The following is a 19,171-nucleotide window of genomic DNA, read 5'->3' as shown; positions in this document are numbered from 1 at the left end:
AGCCCAACCGCGAACGCCACAGGCCGCCCGAAGGCGGCCTGCTAAAATCAGCGGAATGTTGCAATCAGACGTTCAGGAGCAAGTGCTCACGTTCCCACGGGCTGATGACCTGCAGGAATTCCTTGTATTCATTGCGCTTGACCGCCTCGTAGATGTCGCAGAACTCGGTCCCCAGGACGTCGCGCACCGGCTGACACTCGGAAAAGAGGTCGAGCGCATCACCGAGCGTGGTCGGCAGTTCGTCGGAATCGATATAGGCGTTTCCGGATTTCTCCGGTCGCGGCATCTTCTTTTCCATCAGGCCGAGATAGCCGCAAACCATCGTGGCGACCATGCCGAGATACGGGTTGCAATCCATGCCCGGCAGGCGGTTTTCCAGACGCCGTGCGGCAGGTTCCGAGATCGGCACGCGCAGGCCCGTCGTCCGGTTGTCGCGGCCCCATTCGAGGTTGATGGGGGCGGCGAAATCGGGGACGTAGCGGCGATAGGAATTCACGTAGGGTGCCATCAGGGCGACGACGGCAGGCAGGTAGTTCTGCATCCCGGCGATGAAATGCATAAATTCCGGGGTCTCTTCGCCTTTTTTGTCGGCAAAGATGTTCGTGCCGGTTTTGATGTCGACGACCGATTGATGGATATGCATCGCCGACCCGGGTTCACCTTCTATCGGTTTCGCCATGAAGGTGGCGAAGCTGTCGTGGCGCAGGGCCGCCTCGCGGATCAGCCGCTTGAAGTAGAACACTTCGTCGGCCAGTACGACCGGATCGCCGTGGCTGAGGTTCAGCTCGACCTGTCCCGCGCCGCCTTCCTGCACGATGCCGTCGATCTCCAGCCCCTGAGCTTCGGCAAAGTCGTAGATGTCGTCGATCACCTTGCCGTATTCATCGACGGCCGACATCGAATAGGCCTGATTGGCCATCACCCGGCGCCCCGAGCGGCCGATCGGCGGAATGACCGGCTGGTTCGGGTCGATGTTGCGCGCGACGATGTAAAACTCCATCTCGGGCGCCACGATGGGCCGCCAGCCCTGATCGGCATAGAGCTTAACCAGATGCTTAAGGACGTTGCGCGGGGCCATTGGTACCGGCTCGCCCTTCTGGTCCAGCACGTCATGGATGACCTGCAAGGTCCAGTCCGCCGTCCACGGCACTGCCGTCGCGGTCGAGAAATCGGGCACCAGCACCATGTCGGGCTCGGTAAACTCGCTTTCATCCGGCATGTCGGCATAATCGCCCGTGATCGTCTGGGCGAAGATCGAATTGGGCAGATGGAAGTATTTCTGCTTGCCGAATTTAGAGGCGGGCATCGCCTTGCCCTTGGCCACGCCGGCAAGGTCGGAGACGAGGCATTCGACCTCATCCAGACGGCGGCCGGCGATGTATTCCTGGGCAGCTTCGGGCAGTTTCTGGGTCCAGTCGGACATGAGTCACACTGCTTTCAGTTTCGGGTTTGCTTGAAGAAATCCGCGATCCGGTCGGCAATCGCGGCGGATGAATTGGTGGGGGCAAAGCGGGCGCGGGCGGCGTCCATGATCTCCTCGGGGACAAGGCCCTTGCCGCGCGTTGTCATCAGCCCGTCGATGAAGTCGTTGCCGTATTCGGGATGGGCCTGAACCGTATAGGCGCGGTCGTCGTAGAGAAGTGCTGCATGTTCACAGAAGGCATTGGTGCCGATGGTTTCGGCGACGGCGGGCTTTTCGACGACCTGATCCTGATGCCACGCATTCAGATTCACCGTCTCGCCGTTGAACTGATAGTCCTGCGGACCCACGGCCCAGCCGCCCTTGAACTTTTCGACCTTGCCGCCCAATGCCTGCGCAATGATCTGGTGACCGAAACAGATGCCGACCATTGGCACCTTTTCGGCATAGGCCTTGCGGATGAAATCCTCCAAAGGCTTGATGAAAGGATGATCCTCGTAAGCGCCGTGGCGCGACCCGGTGATCAGCCAGCCGTCGCAGTCATGGACGCTTTCGGGAAACTCCATCCCCTCCACATGGTAGGACGTGAAGTCGAGCCCGCGCCCGGCCAGGAGCCGGATGAACATGTCCGGGTAGTCGCCCATCTTTTCACGAAGGATGTCGGGGGCCTGGCCGGTCTGAAGGATGCCGATACGCATTTTGGTCTCTTGGTTCGCGGGTTTGTCGGGAAGGGTGCGCCGGGCCGCATGGCTTTGCAAGCGGCCCGTGCGGGTCACACGGTGTCGAGGTAGATCTCGGTCTTCTCCTCGGGCGACAGTTCCGCCATGTAGTGCAGTTCCTGGCGCTTTGTCATGACGAGGTTGCGGATCAGTTCCTTGGGGAAGATCCGGGCGACCATCTCGCTGTTCTCGAACGCGTCGATGGCCTCTTCCCAGGTCTCACAAAGAAGCGGCAGATCCTCGATCGCATAGGCGTTGCCGGTGATCGGTGCGGGCGGTTCCATCTGGTCCTCGATGCCGATCAGGGCGGCTCCGAGGATGCCGGCCAGCATGAGGTAGGGGTTCACGTCGCCACCTGCCACACGATGTTCAATCCGTCGCGCCTTGGGGTTCCCGGACGGGATACGCAGCGCCGAGGTGCGGTTTTCATAGGCCCAGCAGATGGCGTTCGGGGCATGCGATTCGGGGATAAGCCGGTCGTAGCTGTTGGAATGAGGCGCAAACAGAAGCGTGCAGTCTCGCATCGCGGCGAGGCAGCCAGCAACGGCATGTTTCAGCATGTCCGAGCCTTCCGGCCCCTCGTTGTCGAAGACGTTGTCGCCGTCCTTGTCGATGACCGAGAAATGGGTGTGCAGCCCATTGCCCGAATATTCGGGGTAGGGTTTGGCCATGAAGCTGGCGGCAAAGCCATGATGGCGGGCCATGCCTTTCAGGAGCATCTTGAACAGCCACGCATCGTCTGCGGCTCGCAACGCGTCGTCGCAATGCATCAGGTTGATTTCGAACTGTCCGAGACCGGATTCGGAAATCGCGGTGTCGGCCGGAATGTCCATCTCTTCGCAGGCGTCATAGAGGTCCGTGAAGAACGTGTCGAAGGCGTCGAGCGCCCGGATCGACATGATCTCGGCCGCCTTGCGGCGCTTGCCCGAACGGGGCGAAGTCGGAACCTGAAGCGTCTTGCCACTGTCGTCGATCAGGAAGAATTCCAGTTCCATCGCGCAGACTGGCGTCAGGCCAAGCGCCTTGTAGCGCTTGACGATGCGTGACAACGCGTGGCGCGGATCGCCCTCGTAGGGTTTGCCGCTTTCTCGGAACATCCAGATCGGCAGAAGCGCCGAGGGGCTGTCGAGCCACGGCATTGGCATGAAGCCGCGTTCCGTGGGCATCAGGATGCCATCCTTGTCGCCCGATTCGAAGACCAGCGGGCTGTCTTCGATATCCTCACCCCAGATGTCGAGATTGAGGACCGACATCGGATAGCGGGTGCCGTTTTCAACAACGGTATCGGCAAAGCGGACCGGCACGCGCTTGCCGCGCGGCTGTCCATTGAGGTCCGCGGCGGCCACACGGATCGTGCGCACCTCGGGGTGTTTTCTGAGCCAGTTCTTCATCGTCTCACCTGAACGGGTCCGAGCCGTGGTTCCGAAACCGCCTTGGTTGGGACGTCAGTCCGCCCGGCAGCATCGGCCCATGCCCTTGGGCCTTAGCTGTTTATGATCAAATCACAGGCGGGGGGCTTTGTGCGCCGCCAAGTGACGGAAAACAGGGCCGCCGCTCGCGCCAATAATTTGATCAAATAAGAGATACTACCGGATCAGCTGTGGACGCAAGCGAATTCTGCTGCGCGTTTCCTGAGGCAGGTGGCGGTTGAGCCGCGCATTCACGCGACCGAAGAGGAAGATGACCGCAAGCGTCAGCAGGATGAAGTAGAAGGCAAGGATCGGATAGGGGATGAACGGGTTGAAGGTCTTGTCCGCGAAATAGCTGGCGTAATAGAGCGCGTCGCCCTTCTGCTTGATCGTCGGGAATCCCGAGAAGAACACAAGCGTCGTGGCATGGAAGAGAAAGATCGCCTCATTCGTATAGGCGGGCCAGCCAAGCCGCAGCATGGTCGGCCAGATCACCCGGCGAAAACGGCTCCAACCCGACATGCCATAAGCGTCAGCGGCCTCGATATCGCCTTTGGGAATGGATTGCAGCGCGCCGTAGAAAATCTCGGCCGAATAGGCGGCGGTGTTGAGAAAGAGAACGATCAGCGCGCCTAAAGCCGCGGCCGTCAGGGGAGAAAAGACCGGATAGGTGGATTTGAGGCTGAGAAACAGAAAATAGGCAAAGAAGAACTGGATGAAGAGAGGCGAACCGCGGAAGACAAAGACAAACCATTCGGCGGGCTTGCGCAGCCAGGGGTTGCGCGCAGCCTTTCCCATGGCGACAGCCGTGGCCAGGACGAAACCCGAGATCAGCGCCAGCGTACCGAAATAGATATTCCAGATCATGCCCGAGCCGATCAGCGTGAACTGCTGGCAGAGCGTGAAGTCGGAGCGCGGCAGCAGCCGTTCGCCGTGGCCAAGGCTGCGCAGCCCGTAATCCGCGATCGTGTCCCAGCAACTCATGCCGCCGCCTTTCGCTGTGCCTCGCCAGCCATCGTCGCCTGCCCCTTGGTCAGACGCCGCATGATCTTGTCGAGGACGATTTCAGAGACGCGGGTGAAGCCGAGATAAAAGATCAGAAGTGCCGCGAAATACCACATCCGCCAGTCGGGATGCGGGTAGTCGGTGAACTGTGCGGTCTTGGACCCGCCAAGCTCGCGCGCCCAATAAACGATGTCTTCGACCCCGAGCAGGAACAGCAGGGGCGTCGCCTTGATCAGCACCATCCAGAGGTTGGAAAGGCCGGGCAGGGCATAGACCCACATCTGCGGCACGAGAATGCGCCAGAAGGCTTGCCGGTTGCTCATCCCATAAGCCTCGGCCGTCTCGATCTGGGCGCGCGGCACGGCCTGCATCGCGCCGTAGAGCACGTTGGCGGCGAAGGCGCCGAAGACGATGGCGAAGGTCAGGACGGCAAGGAAGAACCCATAAGTCTCATGCACCCATTGCGCAGCATTGCCGAGCGGCAGTTTGGCCTCGGCGCAGACCACGAAATCGTTGCCCTGCCAGACTTCCTGATCCCAGTCGGGGCATTTCACCTTGTGGCGAACCCATTCGAAGGCCTGGTCCAGCGCGATGACGAAGAAGAGGAAAAAGGCGATATCGGGCACGCCGCGTACGACCGAGATATAGATCTTGCCGAACCATGACAGCGGCGCGAACCGGCTGCGGGCCGCCGAGGCGCCGCCGAAGCCGAAAAGAAGCGCTGTGGGGGCGGTGATCGCCAGTAGCAGCAGCACCGTTCCCACGGCCCAATAGATCGACTGGTGCTTGCCTGTTGTCAGGTAGCAGCTGAGCCAGGTCAGGCCCTCAAGCGTACCGGGATCGGTGCAATAGCTGAACATGGGTCATATCGGGCGGGGTCCTCACGAACCCCGCCCATTATCCTCAGAAGACGAGTGCTTCGTCGCCGAACCACTTCTTGATCATGGCGTTCAGCGTGCCGTCATCTTTCATCGACTGGATCGCGGCGTCGAACTTGCCCTTCAGTTCACCGTCCGATTCCCGCACACCCATGCCGATGCCGCCGCCGAGCGGCACATCCTCGCCGACGAAGGCCAGTTCGCCGTTCGATTCGTTGACGATCGGGACGAGGAAGTCCTTGTCGGCAAGAACCGCATCGGCTTCGCCGTTGCGGACGGCGGCGATCGTTTCGTCCGGCGTCGGGAATTCGAGCAAAGTGGCGCCGGTTTCGGCGACATGGGCGGCCTGGATAGTAGCGGCCTGCGCGGCGACGATTCCGGTAACATCAGCATCGGCCGAGAGCCCGACATAGGCCGAAGCGGCCGGCGGGGTGTAGTTCTGGGTGAAATCGATGACTTCGTCGCGCTCGTCGGTGATCGACATGCCGGCGATGATCGTATCGTAGTTGCCCGAGACGAGGTTAGGAATGATCGAATCCCAGTCGTTGGTCACCCATTCGCAGGTCAGTTCGGCGCGGGCGCAAAGCTCGTCGCCCAGTTCCCGCTCGAACCCGTCCACTTCGCCCGCATCGTTGATGAAGTTGTACGGAGGATAGGCGCCCTCGGTCCCCATGCGCACGGTCTGGGCCGAGGCAAGTCCGGCGCTAAGCGCCAGTGCGGCGACGGAAAGGATCAACTTGTTCATTAGGTTACTCCCAGTTTCTTATTGAGCTGCTTTGGTTGGTCAGGCCGCAACGGTCGCGCTCAGGAACCCTTGCAGGCGTTCGGTTTTCGGGTTGCCGAAAAGCTCGGCAGGCGGGCCTTCCTCTTCGATCTTGCCCTGATGGAGGAAGACGACGTGGTCCGAGACGTCGGCCGCTAGCCGCATGTCGTGGGTCACGATGATCATTGTGCGGTGTTCTTCGGCCAGAGCCTTGATCACCTTCACCACTTCCTGCTGCAATTCAGGGTCGAGGGCCGAGGTCGGCTCATCGAAAAGAAGTGCCGTCGGCTCCATGCAGAGCGCCCGCGCGATGGCAGCACGCTGCTGCTGGCCGCCGGAAAGCTGCGCGGGATAGACATCGCATTTGTCGCCGATGCCGACCTTGTCGAGATATTTGCGTGCCGCCGCCTCAACCTCTGCCCGGTCTCGCTTCAGGACGGTCAGCGGCGCTTCCATGACGTTTTGAAGGATCGTCATATGGGCCCAAAGGTTGAACTGCTGGAAGACCATCGAAAGATTCGTGCGGATGCGGATCATCTGTTCGCGGTCGGCGGGATGGCGTCCCAACCCCTCGCCCTTCCAGATCACCTTCTCGCCCTTGAAGATCACATCGCCCTGCTGGCTGTCCTCCAGAAGGTTGCAGCAACGCAAGATGGTCGATTTGCCGGATCCTGACGACCCGATAAGCGAGATGACCTTGCCGCGATGCGCGGCAAGCGAAACCCCCTTGATGACCTCAAGATTGCCATACGCCTTGTGCAGGTTCCGGATTTCGATGACCGGTATTTCTTGTTCTGTCACGTTCGGTACTCCCCGGCGGAGAGTAGTGCGGAAATTTTGCCGCTTTACAACGCGCTTTTTGATCGGTCTTGCAGGAAATTCCCGGCGATCCGCTCAGTTCACCGGCACATCTTGCGATGGCGGCGGTGGGGTTGGCACGGAAATATAGGCACTTGCCGGGATCATCACGAGGCCGCAAAGGCCAAGCATGTCGCGGTCCGCAGGCGAAAGTGACGTCACGGCATTCGTCACCGCGCGGGCGATCGGCGCGGGATCGCGGTGGGCGGCGGTGATCAGCGGAAGGCCGGGTGTGGGCGCGGTATGGCCAATGACGCGAAGCTTTGCGGCAAGCTCCGGCATGTGGGTCCCGATAAGCCGCCAGGTCACAGCGTCGATTGCGGCGATGTCGGCGCGGCCGGTTGCGACGGCGTGGGCGCTGTCGCGGTGGGCACCGGTATGGCGGGTGTGTTTGAAGATCAGGGGCGCCACGTGATTCTGCGGCGCGGCCCAGCCCGACTGGCTGTCCTGCCCGTTGAAGGCGAGCGTCCGGTCGATGAAATCCAGAACGTCGCCCGGCTCATCCGCGCGGGTGATGAGCTGCGAATAATAGTAGCCCGGCGGCGCGTCGGGCAGGGCGTAGTCGAGCGTTCCGACCAGCGTCACATGGCCATGCAGCCGGGTCCGGTAGGGCATGCCACAGGTCTGGCCGAGCAGCAGGTCCGGGCTTTCCCAGATATCCCACAGGCTGCCGTTGCGGGTCAGCGCCTCTGGCGCGTCGATCCCCTCATCGGCGAGGGCTGCGCGGATCAGAGACCACAGGCGGTCATGTTCGGCCGCGACCTGCGGCCAGTCATACATCGCGAGGCTGGCGATCATTTCTGTTTTTTCTCAATTGTTTGGCGGGCGATGGCGCGGTCCATGTCAGACACGCCCAGAAGATCGGCCGCCTGACGGATCATGGCGTCCTCGCGCGGGTCGCGGTCGTTGTCGATCAGCGCCACGGACCACAGCGCCTCCATCAGGCTCATCCGGTCCTCATGGGGCACGGCGTCCTTCAGTGCGCGTGTGAAGCGGACCGTGTCGGGGGCTTCGGCCTCCAGCACCTCGGCCTCGGCGCGGATCTTTGCCGCCTCGAAGGGGGAGACCCCGTAGCGGTTGGCTAGCACCCGGTCGATCCGGGCGCGTTCTGGATCGGTGTAGTGTTCGTCCGCCCTCGCCAGACGAACGAGAAGCGCGGCCAGCGCCAGCCGCGCCTCGGGTGCGGGCAGGGGGGTGGGTTCCGGGGTGAGTAACTGGGTGAGGAGACGTCCGAACATGCCCGCCATATAGGCTGGTTTTCAGAGGTCTGCAAAGCGCATGCGAAATGTCGGCAAAACGTATGGCAAGCGTCGGACCTGCCGGTCAGGCGGTGGCGAGCGCCTCGTCGGGCATATCGTCCTCGGGCAGGAGCGCGAGCGCGATCAGCGGCAGGAGCGTCACGAGCGATCCGAAGCCGGACCAGATCAGAATTCCCGCCCAGACCGGAAGACCAAAGCCCATCACGGCGACGATGGCGGCGGCGATGCCGGCGATTGTTCCTGCGATGACGGCCCCGATGACCATGTCGGCCCCTTTCGTCCTATCCCCTGACAAGCATTGGGCGCCTGCAATGTGGCGGGATTTGGGAAGAGCCGGGGCGAGGTCGGGAAAATATGTGAATTCCGGATGAACGGCTGTGGGGAGTGCGGGCGGGTCCATGTCGGCCAGACGGACCCGCCCGGGGCCGGATCAGGCCTCTGCTTCCTCTCCGCGACGGAGAAGGAAGAAGAGCGCCAGCCCGATTCCGATGACGGCAAGGCCTGCTGCGGTGGGCATCACGCCGAAATTGTCCGTGGCCGAGCCGACCATGGATTTCAGCGCCCGTGTCTTCGACGACCCGCCATCCCCGCCGGGAAAGGCGCCGGTCGCGACCGACCATGACAGCCAGCCGAAAAGGCCGAGCGAAATGAGGGCCTGAACATATCTCATGCCGATCTCATCCGTTTCCGTTGGGGAAACCTATTGTTGAATAGAGGCGGCAATGGGGCCGGGATGGGCTGTTCGGATGGCGGCGTGCGGTCTTTGAACGGATTCTGCAAAGCGCGTGGGGGGTAACAGCGGTGCGCAATGAATGCGCACCCTACGCGGCTATCTTGCGGCTCGCTGCCCCCCCCATCCCCTCCCCACGAGGGTGAGGGGAGGCGTGGTCGTTGAGGCAGTGCCTTGACTTGCCGGGGGTCTAATCGTGAGGGGGGAGGCGGTGGGGGAATGTGCAGATACGGTGCGTACGAGCAAGCACCCTACGGTTCGCTGTGCGTCGCGACTACGCGCGATCGCGGGCCTCAGTTCCATCGCCGTTGCGTTTCCACCTCGCGAGCATGTGACGTAACAGGCGGGTCGCTGGTTTCTCGAACATCAGATGTAGCGCTATCGCGGTAAGAACACATGCGACGAATGCAAGAGGGCGCGTGACCCAGCCAATCCTCGGCAATAGTCCCATGCTTACCAACGGGCCGAAGAAAAAAAGCACCTGGCCGTGAAGTAGGTAGAGCGAATAGGAGCTGTCGCCCAGCAACACTCCCCACCTTTGAGGGCGTATCCGGAATAGTGGCTCAAGCGCGATCACAGCGATCAAGATGAGGGCTGCCGGAACGCCAGAGTCGATGGCACGAAAGCCGACGGAAGGCGCGAAGGCAAGAAGCGCAAATGCTATGAAGAGTGCTGTTGCCCCATGAATTGGCCCACCGAGTTGGCCCCTTGACACATAAGTTGCCCCCAAAATCATGCCGCCCGCGAATTCCAGCGTAATGTTACGCGAATAAAAGGCAAAAATGATATCGGTTGTTCCGCCAAGATTTACGAGCACTGGAACCAGGCAAAGTATGCAGACAACAAAGGCAAGAAGGTGCTTTCGCGCGACAAAAATGCCGACCGTGAACAACGCGTAGAAATACATCTCCAGGTTCAGCGACCAGCCGACACCTAATATTGGTGATATGTCGCCCCCCCGCTCTGCGTTCTGATATGGAATGAACAAAAGCGAGCGTAAAAAGTCCTCCGTTTCCGGCCAGAAACCGAATTCAAGCCCATTCCTTACGTCAACCAATGAAGCATAGAGTGTTACCATCCAGTAAATCGGTACGATCCGGATGATACGTCGTAGCGCGAATGCACCGGCCGGAATTTTGGCACCAGACACCCAGATAACAAATCCTGATATCAGAAAGAAAATATCGACGCCGAAGTTGCCATTGAAATGCCACTTCCCGCCCGGGACTAGATAGGTAATGTGAGAAACTACGACGAGGCTGGCCGCGACAGCGCGTAGGTACTGTACCCCGATCAGCATGCGACCATCAATCTTCCGAGGATTCTGTCGCCAACCGGTAGGTCGTGACAACTTAAACTATCTTAACTTTGATCTGACATTTTTGTTAGCCGACCAGCGGAGGTTGTCAATTCTTTCGTGATGGTGCAGGGAAACACCGGCACTATTCCATCTTTTTCGTTCCGAGAATCTGAACGAACTTGGGTGCGGATTGGGATTGTCACCGTCGCCGGGGTGCAAATTATCTACACCAACCGCTCAACCTCCTTCGCCGCCCGGACGAAATCCGCAAAGAGCGGATGGGGCGCGAAGGGTTTGGATTTTAGTTCGGGGTGGAACTGGACGCCGATGAACCACGGGTGGTCCTTCCATTCGACGATCTCGGGCAACCGTCCGTCGGGGCTCATCCCGGAAAAGACCAGCCCGCAGTTTTCCAGCTTCTCGCGGTATTTCACGTCCACCTCGTAACGGTGGCGGTGGCGTTCCTCGATCACCGTGTCGCCATAGACCTGGGCGACCTTGGAGCCCTCTTTCAGATGCGCGGTATAGGCGCCGAGCCGCATCGTGCCGCCCTTGTCGTCATCAGCCTTGCGTTGGACCATGTGGTTGCCCTGCACCCATTCCTTCAGGTGATAGACGACCGGCTCGAACCGTTTGGCGCCCTTCTCGTGGTCGAACTCTTCCGACCCGGCTTTTGTCACGCCAGCCTTGTTCCGCGCGGCCTCGATCACCGCCATCTGCATGCCGAGGCAGATGCCGAGATAGGGGATGTTCTTTTCCCGCGCGAACTGGGCGGCCTTGATCTTGCCCTCGGTGCCCCGTTCGCCGAAGCCGCCGGGGACGAGGATCGCGTGGAAGCGTTCAAGATAAGGTGCCGGGTCTTCGCGTTCGAAGATCTCGGCATCGATCCATTCGGATTTGACGCGCACGCGGTTGGCCATGCCGCCATGGGTCAGCGCCTCGGCGATCGACTTGTAGGCGTCCTCAAGCTGTGTGTACTTGCCGACGATGGCGACGCGGACCTCGCCCTCGGCATTGGTCAGCCGGTCCATCACGTCTTCCCACCGGTCCATGTTGGGCTTGGGCGCGGGCGCGATGCCGAAGGCGTCCAAAACCGCCTGATCGAGCCCTTCGCGGTGATAGGCGAGGGGCGCCTCGTAGATTGTCTTCAGGTCATAGGCGGGGATGACCGCCTCTTCGCGGACATTGCAGAAAAGCGCGATCTTGGCGCGTTCCTTTTCCGGGATCGGATGTTCAGACCGGCAGACGAGGACATCGGGGGCGAGGCCGATGGACTGGAGTTCCTTGACGCTGTGCTGGGTGGGCTTGGTTTTCAACTCGCCCGACGCCGCGAGATAGGGGAGCAGCGTGAGGTGCATCAGGATCGATTGGCCGCGCGGGCGTTCGTGGATGAACTGGCGGATGGCCTCGAAGAACGGCAGCCCCTCAATATCGCCGACGGTGCCGCCGATTTCGCAGAGCATGAAATCGACCTCATCGTCGCCGATCTTCAGGAAGTCCTTGATCTCGTTGGTGACGTGGGGAATGACCTGGATCGTCTTGCCGAGGTAGTCGCCGCGACGCTCCTTCTCCAAGACGTTGGAATAGATGCGGCCGGAGGAGATCGAGTCGGTCTTGCGGGCATGGACACCGGTGAAGCGTTCGTAATGGCCGAGGTCGAGGTCGGTTTCCGCCCCGTCATCGGTGACGAAAACCTCGCCATGTTCGAAGGGCGACATGGTGCCGGGATCGACGTTCAGATAGGGGTCGAGCTTGCGCAGCCGCACCGAATAGCCGCGCGCCTGCAGGAGCGCCCCGAGGGCGGCCGAGGCGAGCCCCTTGCCAAGCGAGGAGACCACACCGCCGGTGATGAATACGTAACGCGCCATTGGTGAAAACTCCCCGTGAGTGCCTCAAGTTTCTTGGGTTTGCGGCGTCTTTTCGCGACGCTGCATCACGGGATTTAACAAGTAACAGATTCGCGAGCTGCCCGCAACCAGACCGCAAGGTGTTGTGGTGGTCTTTGACCTTGAGGTCAAATCGTGGTGGTCAGATTATTCAGCCGGGGGCGGAGAGGCCGGGGCGTCACCGGTGGTCGGCGGCAGAAGATCGCCCTCGGGCAGGGCCGGGAGGGCCGGTGCGTCGGCGCTTTCAGCCGGGGCGTCACCGGCAGTGTCGAGGATCGACCCACCCCCGTTGTTCTGCGCGGAGATAATCGTCAGGGCGAGCGAGGTCGCCATGAAGCCCGCGCCGAAAAGCCAGGTCAGCTTGGTCAGTGCGTTGGCCGCGCCCCGTGCCGACATCGCACCGCCGCCCGAGAGAAGACCGCCGCCTTCGGACCGCTGCAGCAGCACGACCCCAATCAGCAGGAGCGCGAGGATCAGCAGAACGGTGAGCAGAACGTTTTCCATCTGGGCCCGGTATCCAAATATCGTCGTGACGCGCCTATCTAGGCGCAACCTGTCGGCACCGCAACCCCTCAGTCGCCGAGATCGTCCATGTCGGATTGACCGGAGAGGCGGCGGCGCACATGGCTCCAGCTCAGCCCGGTGCCGAGAACGACCGACAGCGCGAGGATGCCGAGCCAGGCATTGAGCGAGGGATTGTCGAGCCGGAGCAGACCCTGATCGATCAGCACCCATGCAAGGGCCGCCACGAGAGCCGTGACCAGAAGCATGCCGAAAGCGCCGATGGAGCGGATCGTGGCCCTGAGATAGATAACGTAGCCCACGAAGAGCAGCAGCCCGGCGAGGACGATCATCGGCATCTGGCCCGAAAACGAGTCCCGCGCCCAATGGATGAAGCTCCATCCGGTCGGGTTATAGGTGGCCGACAGGAGCCCGAATGCGGCGAGCCAGCGCAGAAGAAATCCCATGATCGGCCTCCCTTTTTTCTTGGGCTACCGCCTTGCGCCCGGCCTGTCCAGCGGGCCGACCGAAAATGATCTTCCGTCGGAAGACTTTTTGAAAAGTCTTCCTTTGCCCGGCCGTTCTGCCCTGCGGGCAAGAATCCGGTTTCGCCCGGCGGCACAGCCCGCTATACCGTGCCGGGTTTGCCTTTTAGGGAGCGTGACGGATGGCCAATGTCGTGGTGGTTGGAGCCCAGTGGGGCGACGAGGGCAAGGGCAAGATCGTCGACTGGCTTTCCGAGCGCGCCGATGTCATCGCGCGCTTTCAGGGCGGGCACAATGCGGGCCATACGCTGGTCATCGACGGTAAGGTCTACAAGCTGAATGCGCTGCCCTCGGGTGTGGTGCGCGGCGGCAAGCTTTCGGTCATCGGCAATGGCGTCGTGCTCGACCCCTGGCATCTCGTCAAGGAAATCGCCTCGATCCGCGAGCAGGGGGTGGAGATCAGCCCCGACGTGCTGATGATCGCCGAGAACACGCCCCTTATCCTGCCGTTCCACGGCGAGCTGGACCGGGCGCGCGAGGGTCAGAACTCGGTCGCCAAGATCGGCACCACGGGGCGCGGCATCGGCCCGGCCTATGAAGACAAGGTTGGACGCCGGGTGATCCGGGTTGCGGATCTTGCCGATGAAGCGACGCTGGAACTGCGCGTTGACCGGGCACTCGTTCACCACAATGCGCTGCGCAATGGTCTCGGGCTCGGCCCCATCGACCGCGACGCGCTGCTGGCCGATCTGCGTGCCATCGCGCCTGAGATCCTGCCCTATGCGGCGCCGGTCTGGAAAGTGATGAACGAGGCGCGGAAGTCCGGCAAGCGTATCCTTTTTGAAGGGGCGCAGGGCTCGCTTCTGGATATCGACTTCGGCACCTATCCCTTTGTGACCTCGTCGAATGTCATTGCCGGTCAGGCGGCGACCGGTGTGGGTCTTGGCCCGAATGCGATCGACTTCGTCCTTGGTATCGTCAAGGCCTATACGACCCGTGTGGGCGAGGGGCCGTTCCCGACCGAGCTTTTCGATGGTGATGGCCAGCGGCTGGGCGAGCGGGGGCGCGAGTTTGGCACCGTGACGGGGCGTAAGCGCCGCTGTGGCTGGTTCGACGCGGTTCTGGTGCGCCAGACCTGCGCGATTTCCGGGATCAATGGCATCGCGCTGACGAAACTCGACGTGCTCGATGGCTTCGACACGATCCGTATCTGCACGGGTTATGATCTCGATGGCACCATGCTGGATTACCTGCCCACCGCCGCCGACCAGCAGGCCCGGTGCAAACCGGTCTATGAGGAAATCGAGGGCTGGAAGGAATCGACTGAAGGGGCGCGGAGCTGGGCCGATCTGCCAGGCGCAGCGATCAAGTATGTTCGTCGTGTCGAGGAACTGATCGGCTGCCCGGTGGCGATGCTGTCAACCAGCCCCGAGCGCGACGACACGATCCTCGTCACCGACCCGTTTGCCGACTGATGCTGAGCTATCGCGCCCGCCGCCGCCTTGCGCTTCTGATCCTGCTGGTCGGGCTGCCCGCCTATCTGGTCGTCGCGATCACGGCGGTGAACTGGATGGATGCGACCTGGGGACGACAGCCAATCTGGGCCGAGGCGCTGATCTATGTTGTCCTTGGGTTCCTCTGGATCCTGCCTTTCAGGGCGGTGTTCCGTGGCATTGGCAAGCCCAATCCGGATACGGAAAAGAAAACGGAGCGGTCCTAGGGCCGCTCCGCTGGCACTTCTCAATTAGCGGGCGATGCTAACGGGAAGCTGTCCGGTCTTCCGACAGGAATTTCGAGCCTTCCGTGATCATGAACTGGCCACGGCTGATCTTCTGGATCTTGCCTTCTCTGAGGAGCATCCCGAAAGAGCGCAGCCCGTCTTCACGGCTGAAATCGGCATCTTCCGAGACATGCGCCACCTTGCGCAGGATCTGCGGGCGCGAGAAATGCGGCTGGCCTTCGACCGTAGCCGTGTAGGCAGCGGCGGCTTCAAGCAGCTCGGGCAGGCTGGTCGCACCCAGTCGTTCAGCGAACTCCGCGAAGTTCTTGGCGTCGCCCGGCGAGACCGGGGTTTCGGCGACGGGGACGAAGATATCGTCCAGATCGCTCTCCTCATCGCGCATGAACTTGGCAGTGTCGACACGGCTGGGGCGCACGGCGCCGCTTGTGTTGTCGCTTTGCGGCGTGTCGATGCGCTGTTCCGAAACCAGAACCAGCGGCGCCGGCCGCGCTTCCGGTGCGGCCTGTTCTGACGCAGGCGCCTGCTCGGCAGCCGGGGCCTGCTCGGTCTCAGACCGGCGTGGACGGACGGCCTTGGACAGATCGTCGCGGTAGCGGTCGAGGTCGGTCCGGTCGTCGTGCGGCAATTCGGCCTGTGCGCCCTGCGACTTCATCTGCCGGTCGGCGACGGTAGCGGCCACGGCGGCTTTCAGATGAGAGATTGCCGAGAAGCGGCGGCGGTTTTCGTCGCCCTCAAGCTTGGACTTCGCCTCTTCCATGAGCCGTTCGACCGACGCACCGTCATCGCGCGATGTGCTTTCAAGGATGGCGCGGCCCTCATGGGCGTCGCGGCGGGCCTCGCGGGCGACCGCGGCCAGTTCGCGCAGCAGCGCATCTTCGGCATCCGGTTCAAGACCGCTCGAGCCGATTGCGGCGCCGATTCCGGCGAGCAATGCATCGTCGTTATCCTCGGTCGCCTCCAGCTCTTCGTTTTGCGGTTCGTTGGTCTGCTCTTCTTCGTCCACACCGATATCTTCGGCGAGCGCGGCAAAGATTGCGGTGCGGCTCTGATCTTCGGCACTGGCGGCCTCGTCTGCCTGGGCGGTGTCTTCCGCTGCTTCGGCGATCGGGGCCGTGTCGGCGCGCTCGATCTTGAAGACGCGGCCCTTCGGGGCGGGCGTTTCGTCGGCGGGGGCAGCTTCCGGGGTTGCGCCGGTCATGTCGGGCGCGTCGTCATCCATCCGCCACGCGCCGAGATCGAGTACGCCGTCGGTGCTCGCCGTCGCCTCCCCGGCTTGTTCTTCCGCGATTCCGTCATCCTCGGCAGTTACACCCTCGGCAACAGCGTCTTCTGCCTGCACGGCTTCGAGTGCCCCGGCGGCGGGCGAGTCTTCGATATCGGCAATCCGCGCCTCCATCTCAAGCGCGACATCCGCTTCGGCGGTTTCCCCGGCAGTCAAAGCGACATCTGCCTGATCGTCGATTTCCGAGTCGATGCTTTCGTCCAAGGCTTCCATGGCCTCCGCACCCGCGGTGACGGGGGGCGCTTCGGGCGCGTCGATTTCTGCTGTGTCGGCGGCAACCTCGGCTGCGTAACCCTCATCCTCGGTCTGATCGCCCCCGATGGGGTCGGTCTCTGCCACGGTCTCGTCAATGGCCGCAGCCGCGTCGAGTGCTACGGCATCGCCGAGGTCGATCTCGAAATCAAAATCACCTGCCGGTTCGGGGTCCGCCACGGCAAGATCGCCGGTCTGGTCGTCATCCTCGAACGCGCTGCCGGCGGCGTCGGTGACATCGTGCTCGGTGTTGACCACGGCGCGGATGCGGTTGAGCTTCGCGGCGATGCTGTCAGCATCGGTGTCTGTGGTGGAAGAAGGCGCGGCGGCCGGAGCCACGGACCGGGCGCGGGCAGCAAGGACTGCGGCGAGGTCCATCGCGGGGCGTCGTGTGGAAGCGGTGGGTTCGGCCTGCGCAGCCGTCGTGTCCGGCGCGCGTTCGGCGCGCAGAACGACACCCTTGTCGCTGACCTTTGCCTCCACCCGGCGCTGAATCTCACGCTCGGCAATACGGTGCAGCATGTTGGCATCCGGCGTGGGCGGCTCGGCACCGAAAAACCGGTCATCGGCGGCCAACTCGCGGAAATATTCCGCGATTGCCTTCATCGTGGTGAAAGGATCGTCAAACCCTTCCAGCGTACAGGAGAATGTGCCGTACGAGACCGTGAGGATCTTGCTTGCACCGACCATGGATTACCTGCTTTCTGCCTTGCCTGCCAATTTGATCAGTCCGACCATGTTTCAATACGTGGATAAAAAGAGGTTAATTGAAGGATAATTTTCGGCCCATATTGTGTCATTTCTTCAAAATCGTCATCAATGCGCCATGTATGATCAAGTCGTCCGGGCCGATTCACCTGTTACGCTTCTCGGTGCCGGCGACTCGACGGGTGGCTGTCTTGCCGAAGCCCTTGCTTACGCACCATTTCTTGTAGCCGCGGATGGTGGCGCGAATGTGGCGCTTGCCGCCGGTCATGTTCCCGACGTCGTGATCGGCGACTTCGATTCGATCAGCGCGGAAACCCGATCGGCCGTTCCCGGCGACCGACTCTGGCACATTGCCGAACAGGATAGCACGGATTTCGAGAAATGCCTTTCACGGATCGCGGCGCCGCTGATCCTTGGCGTCGGATTCGCGGGCGGGCGGCTCGATCATGTCGCGGCGGTCTGGACGGTGCTGGCGCGCTATCCGGACCGGCGCTGCCTGATTCTGGGGCGGGAGGACGTGGTTTTCCTGTCGCCGCGGCAGCTTCGCCTTGACCTGGCCGAGGGCGCGCGGGTGTCGCTCTTTCCGATGGGCGCGGTCAGCGGGCGGTCGGAGGGGCTGTTCTGGCCCATCGACGGTATCGGCTTTGCCCCCGATGGCCGCATCGGCACGTCGAACCGGGCGACGGGCCCCGTTGACCTGGAATTCGACGCGGCGCGGATGCTGGTGATGCTGCCGCGTGATTGCCTCGCTGCGGCTATCGCAGCTCTGGCGCCGGGGGATCGAGCGTGAGGCGCGCGGCGCGGGCCACCTGACGCTCGCGGTGGATGACATAGAGTCCGGAGGCGACGATGATCGCGACCCCGGTCAGGGTCACCGCATCGGGGAAATCGCCGAAGAAGAGATAGCCGAAGAGCGTTGCGGTCACGATTTCAAGGTAATGCAGCGGCGCCAGGGTGGAGGACGGCGCGAATTTTAGCGCATAGGTCATCGCCATATGGCTGATGGTGGCGGCGAGGCCGACCGAGAAGCACCAGAGCCAGAAGATCCCCTCGGGCAGGATGAAATCCAACGCCGCCCAGCCGAGGCTTTGACCTGCTGCAAGAAATGGCAGGCAGAGAAAAGCCGCGACCACAGCCGTGTGAAACTGCATCGTCACCGGATGCATGCGTTGCGACAGATGGCGCGTGACCAGTATGTAGAAGGCGAAAAACACCGCCGTTCCGAGCGGGAAGAGCGCAACCGCGCCGAAGGCGGCGAAAGACGGCTGGATGACCAGGAGTGAGCCGCCGAAACCGACGACAGCCGCCCCAAGCCGCCGCGGCCCGACCTGTTCGGACAGAGCCAGCTTGCCGACCAGCAGGATGATGAAAGGCTCGACAAAGACGATGGCAAGCGCATCGGCGATGGGCATGACCTTGACGGCGGCGATGAAGCAATAGGTCGAGGCGATGGCGAGCGAGGCCCGGATCGCAGTCAGGCCGAGCGTCTGCGGCGTCAGCCGGAAGCTGAGCCGCATCAGCAACACGACTGGCAGCATAAGCGCAGCCTGCACGATGAAGCGGCCAAGCGTGACGACGCCCACCGGCACCTCCTGCGCGGCGAGCTTCGAGGCGACGTCGATGAGCGGCGCGAAGATGCAAAAGCCGATCATCAGCACGACGCCGGTCAGGATGCGGTCGGTCGGGTTCATGGTCCTCCGCTATCCGGGCTGCGCCGCCGCGTCCAGCCGGAAAGCGACATCTCACGGTCCGGGCGACTTCGACGTGGAGGCCCGTTCCGGATCAAGACAGGTCGCGTCGCCCCGGACGCGGCCGGGGTGACTCGGATCGCCTCCGGTGGGACTATCTGCCGGACAGAAAGTGGCAATGCGGGTCGCCGCCTTCACTTTCTGTCAGAAAATACTCCGGAGGGGTCCGGGGAGGCAGCGCCTCCCCGGCGGATGGGGCGAGGCGAATGCGCGGCCGAAACCAAATG

At 62.2% G+C, this 19,171-nt stretch carries 20 protein-coding genes; 3 read left to right on the top strand and 17 right to left on the bottom strand.

The window, feature by feature from the left end; genetic code table 11:
• Window positions 1-64: 64 nt before the first annotated feature.
• From QKW60_RS02490 to QKW60_RS02420, 15 genes are all read right to left on the bottom strand, one after another.
• Complete coding sequence (locus QKW60_RS02490; protein ID WP_282366172.1) at window positions 65-1,423, bottom strand: glutamine synthetase family protein; 1,359 nt, start codon at window positions 1,421-1,423, stop codon at window positions 65-67.
• Between the two features lie 14 nt (window positions 1,424-1,437).
• Window positions 1,438-2,118 carry a type 1 glutamine amidotransferase gene (locus tag QKW60_RS02485; RefSeq protein ID WP_282366171.1) on the bottom strand — a complete coding sequence of 227 codons (681 nt, stop codon included), beginning with the start codon at window positions 2,116-2,118 and terminating at the stop codon, window positions 1,438-1,440.
• A 74-nt stretch (window positions 2,119-2,192) separates the two neighbouring features.
• Entirely contained in the window at window positions 2,193-3,530 is a 1,338-nt protein-coding gene (locus QKW60_RS02480; RefSeq protein ID WP_282366170.1) for a glutamine synthetase family protein, read from the bottom strand.
• 195 nt (window positions 3,531-3,725) lie between these two features.
• Window positions 3,726-4,532: an ABC transporter permease gene (locus tag QKW60_RS02475; RefSeq protein ID WP_282366169.1), complete on the bottom strand. Its 807-nt coding sequence runs from the start codon at window positions 4,530-4,532 to the stop codon at window positions 3,726-3,728.
• The gene (locus QKW60_RS02470; protein ID WP_282366167.1) at window positions 4,529-5,413 is read right to left on the bottom strand and encodes an ABC transporter permease; all 885 of its coding nucleotides are present in this window, start codon (window positions 5,411-5,413) and stop codon (window positions 4,529-4,531) included. Before QKW60_RS02470 ends, QKW60_RS02475 begins: the two co-directional genes overlap by 4 nt.
• Window positions 5,414-5,456: 43 nt before the next feature.
• Window positions 5,457-6,176, bottom strand: a complete 720-nt coding sequence (locus QKW60_RS02465) for a transporter substrate-binding domain-containing protein (RefSeq protein WP_282366166.1) — start codon at window positions 6,174-6,176, stop codon at window positions 5,457-5,459.
• A 39-nt stretch (window positions 6,177-6,215) separates the two neighbouring features.
• Window positions 6,216-6,995, bottom strand: coding sequence for an ABC transporter ATP-binding protein (locus QKW60_RS02460; protein ID WP_282366163.1), 780 nt, complete (start codon window positions 6,993-6,995; stop codon window positions 6,216-6,218).
• A 93-nt stretch (window positions 6,996-7,088) separates the two neighbouring features.
• Window positions 7,089-7,850 carry a phosphate/phosphite/phosphonate ABC transporter substrate-binding protein gene (locus tag QKW60_RS02455; protein WP_282366162.1) on the bottom strand — a complete coding sequence of 254 codons (762 nt, stop codon included), beginning with the start codon at window positions 7,848-7,850 and terminating at the stop codon, window positions 7,089-7,091.
• Window positions 7,847-8,290 (bottom strand): tellurite resistance TerB family protein, encoded by a 444-nt coding sequence (locus QKW60_RS02450; RefSeq protein ID WP_282366161.1) that lies wholly within the window; start codon window positions 8,288-8,290, stop codon window positions 7,847-7,849. The genes QKW60_RS02455 and QKW60_RS02450 overlap by 4 nt, the downstream gene beginning before the upstream one ends.
• An 85-nt stretch (window positions 8,291-8,375) precedes the next feature.
• Window positions 8,376-8,576, bottom strand: a complete 201-nt coding sequence (locus QKW60_RS02445; RefSeq protein WP_282366160.1) for a hypothetical protein — start codon at window positions 8,574-8,576, stop codon at window positions 8,376-8,378.
• Between the two features lie 165 nt (window positions 8,577-8,741).
• Entirely contained in the window at window positions 8,742-8,981 is a 240-nt protein-coding gene (locus QKW60_RS02440; RefSeq protein WP_282366159.1) for a hypothetical protein, read from the bottom strand.
• A gap of 334 nt (window positions 8,982-9,315) precedes the next feature.
• Window positions 9,316-10,341, bottom strand: coding sequence for an acyltransferase family protein (locus tag QKW60_RS02435; RefSeq protein ID WP_282366158.1), 1,026 nt, complete (start codon window positions 10,339-10,341; stop codon window positions 9,316-9,318).
• Between the two features lie 224 nt (window positions 10,342-10,565).
• Window positions 10,566-12,209, bottom strand: a complete 1,644-nt coding sequence (locus QKW60_RS02430) for a CTP synthase (protein ID WP_282366157.1) — start codon at window positions 12,207-12,209, stop codon at window positions 10,566-10,568.
• A 165-nt stretch (window positions 12,210-12,374) separates the two neighbouring features.
• Window positions 12,375-12,731 (bottom strand): preprotein translocase subunit SecG, encoded by a 357-nt coding sequence (secG, locus tag QKW60_RS02425; RefSeq protein WP_282366156.1) that lies wholly within the window; start codon window positions 12,729-12,731, stop codon window positions 12,375-12,377.
• Between the two features lie 68 nt (window positions 12,732-12,799).
• Window positions 12,800-13,195, bottom strand: a complete 396-nt coding sequence (locus QKW60_RS02420) for a DUF6524 family protein (protein ID WP_282366154.1) — start codon at window positions 13,193-13,195, stop codon at window positions 12,800-12,802.
• A 200-nt stretch (window positions 13,196-13,395) separates the two neighbouring features.
• On the opposite strand from QKW60_RS02420, the gene QKW60_RS02415 reads away from it, so the two are divergent.
• On the top strand, window positions 13,396-14,688 hold the full coding sequence (locus QKW60_RS02415; protein WP_282366153.1) for an adenylosuccinate synthase: 1,293 nt from the start codon (window positions 13,396-13,398) through the stop codon (window positions 14,686-14,688).
• Window positions 14,688-14,933 carry a DUF2842 domain-containing protein gene (locus QKW60_RS02410; protein ID WP_282366152.1) on the top strand — a complete coding sequence of 82 codons (246 nt, stop codon included), beginning with the start codon at window positions 14,688-14,690 and terminating at the stop codon, window positions 14,931-14,933. The genes QKW60_RS02415 and QKW60_RS02410 overlap by 1 nt, the downstream gene beginning before the upstream one ends.
• A gap of 37 nt (window positions 14,934-14,970) precedes the next feature.
• On the opposite strand, the gene QKW60_RS02405 is transcribed toward QKW60_RS02410, so the two are convergent.
• Complete coding sequence (locus QKW60_RS02405; RefSeq protein ID WP_282366150.1) at window positions 14,971-17,178, bottom strand: hypothetical protein; 2,208 nt, start codon at window positions 17,176-17,178, stop codon at window positions 14,971-14,973.
• Window positions 17,179-17,314: 136 nt separating this feature from the next.
• On the opposite strand from QKW60_RS02405, the gene QKW60_RS02400 reads away from it, so the two are divergent.
• Entirely contained in the window at window positions 17,315-17,986 is a 672-nt protein-coding gene (locus QKW60_RS02400) for a thiamine diphosphokinase (RefSeq protein ID WP_282366147.1), read from the top strand.
• On the opposite strand, the gene QKW60_RS02395 is transcribed toward QKW60_RS02400, so the two are convergent.
• Window positions 17,952-18,887 carry a DMT family transporter gene (locus QKW60_RS02395; RefSeq protein ID WP_282366144.1) on the bottom strand — a complete coding sequence of 312 codons (936 nt, stop codon included), beginning with the start codon at window positions 18,885-18,887 and terminating at the stop codon, window positions 17,952-17,954. The genes QKW60_RS02400 and QKW60_RS02395 overlap by 35 nt on opposite strands.
• Window positions 18,888-19,171 lie beyond the last annotated feature (284 nt).

This window comes from Albidovulum aestuarii (assembly GCF_029961185.1).
GTDB lineage: Bacteria > Pseudomonadota > Alphaproteobacteria > Rhodobacterales > Rhodobacteraceae > Albidovulum > Albidovulum aestuarii.
This window is presented reverse-complemented; position numbering and strand designations above follow the sequence as displayed.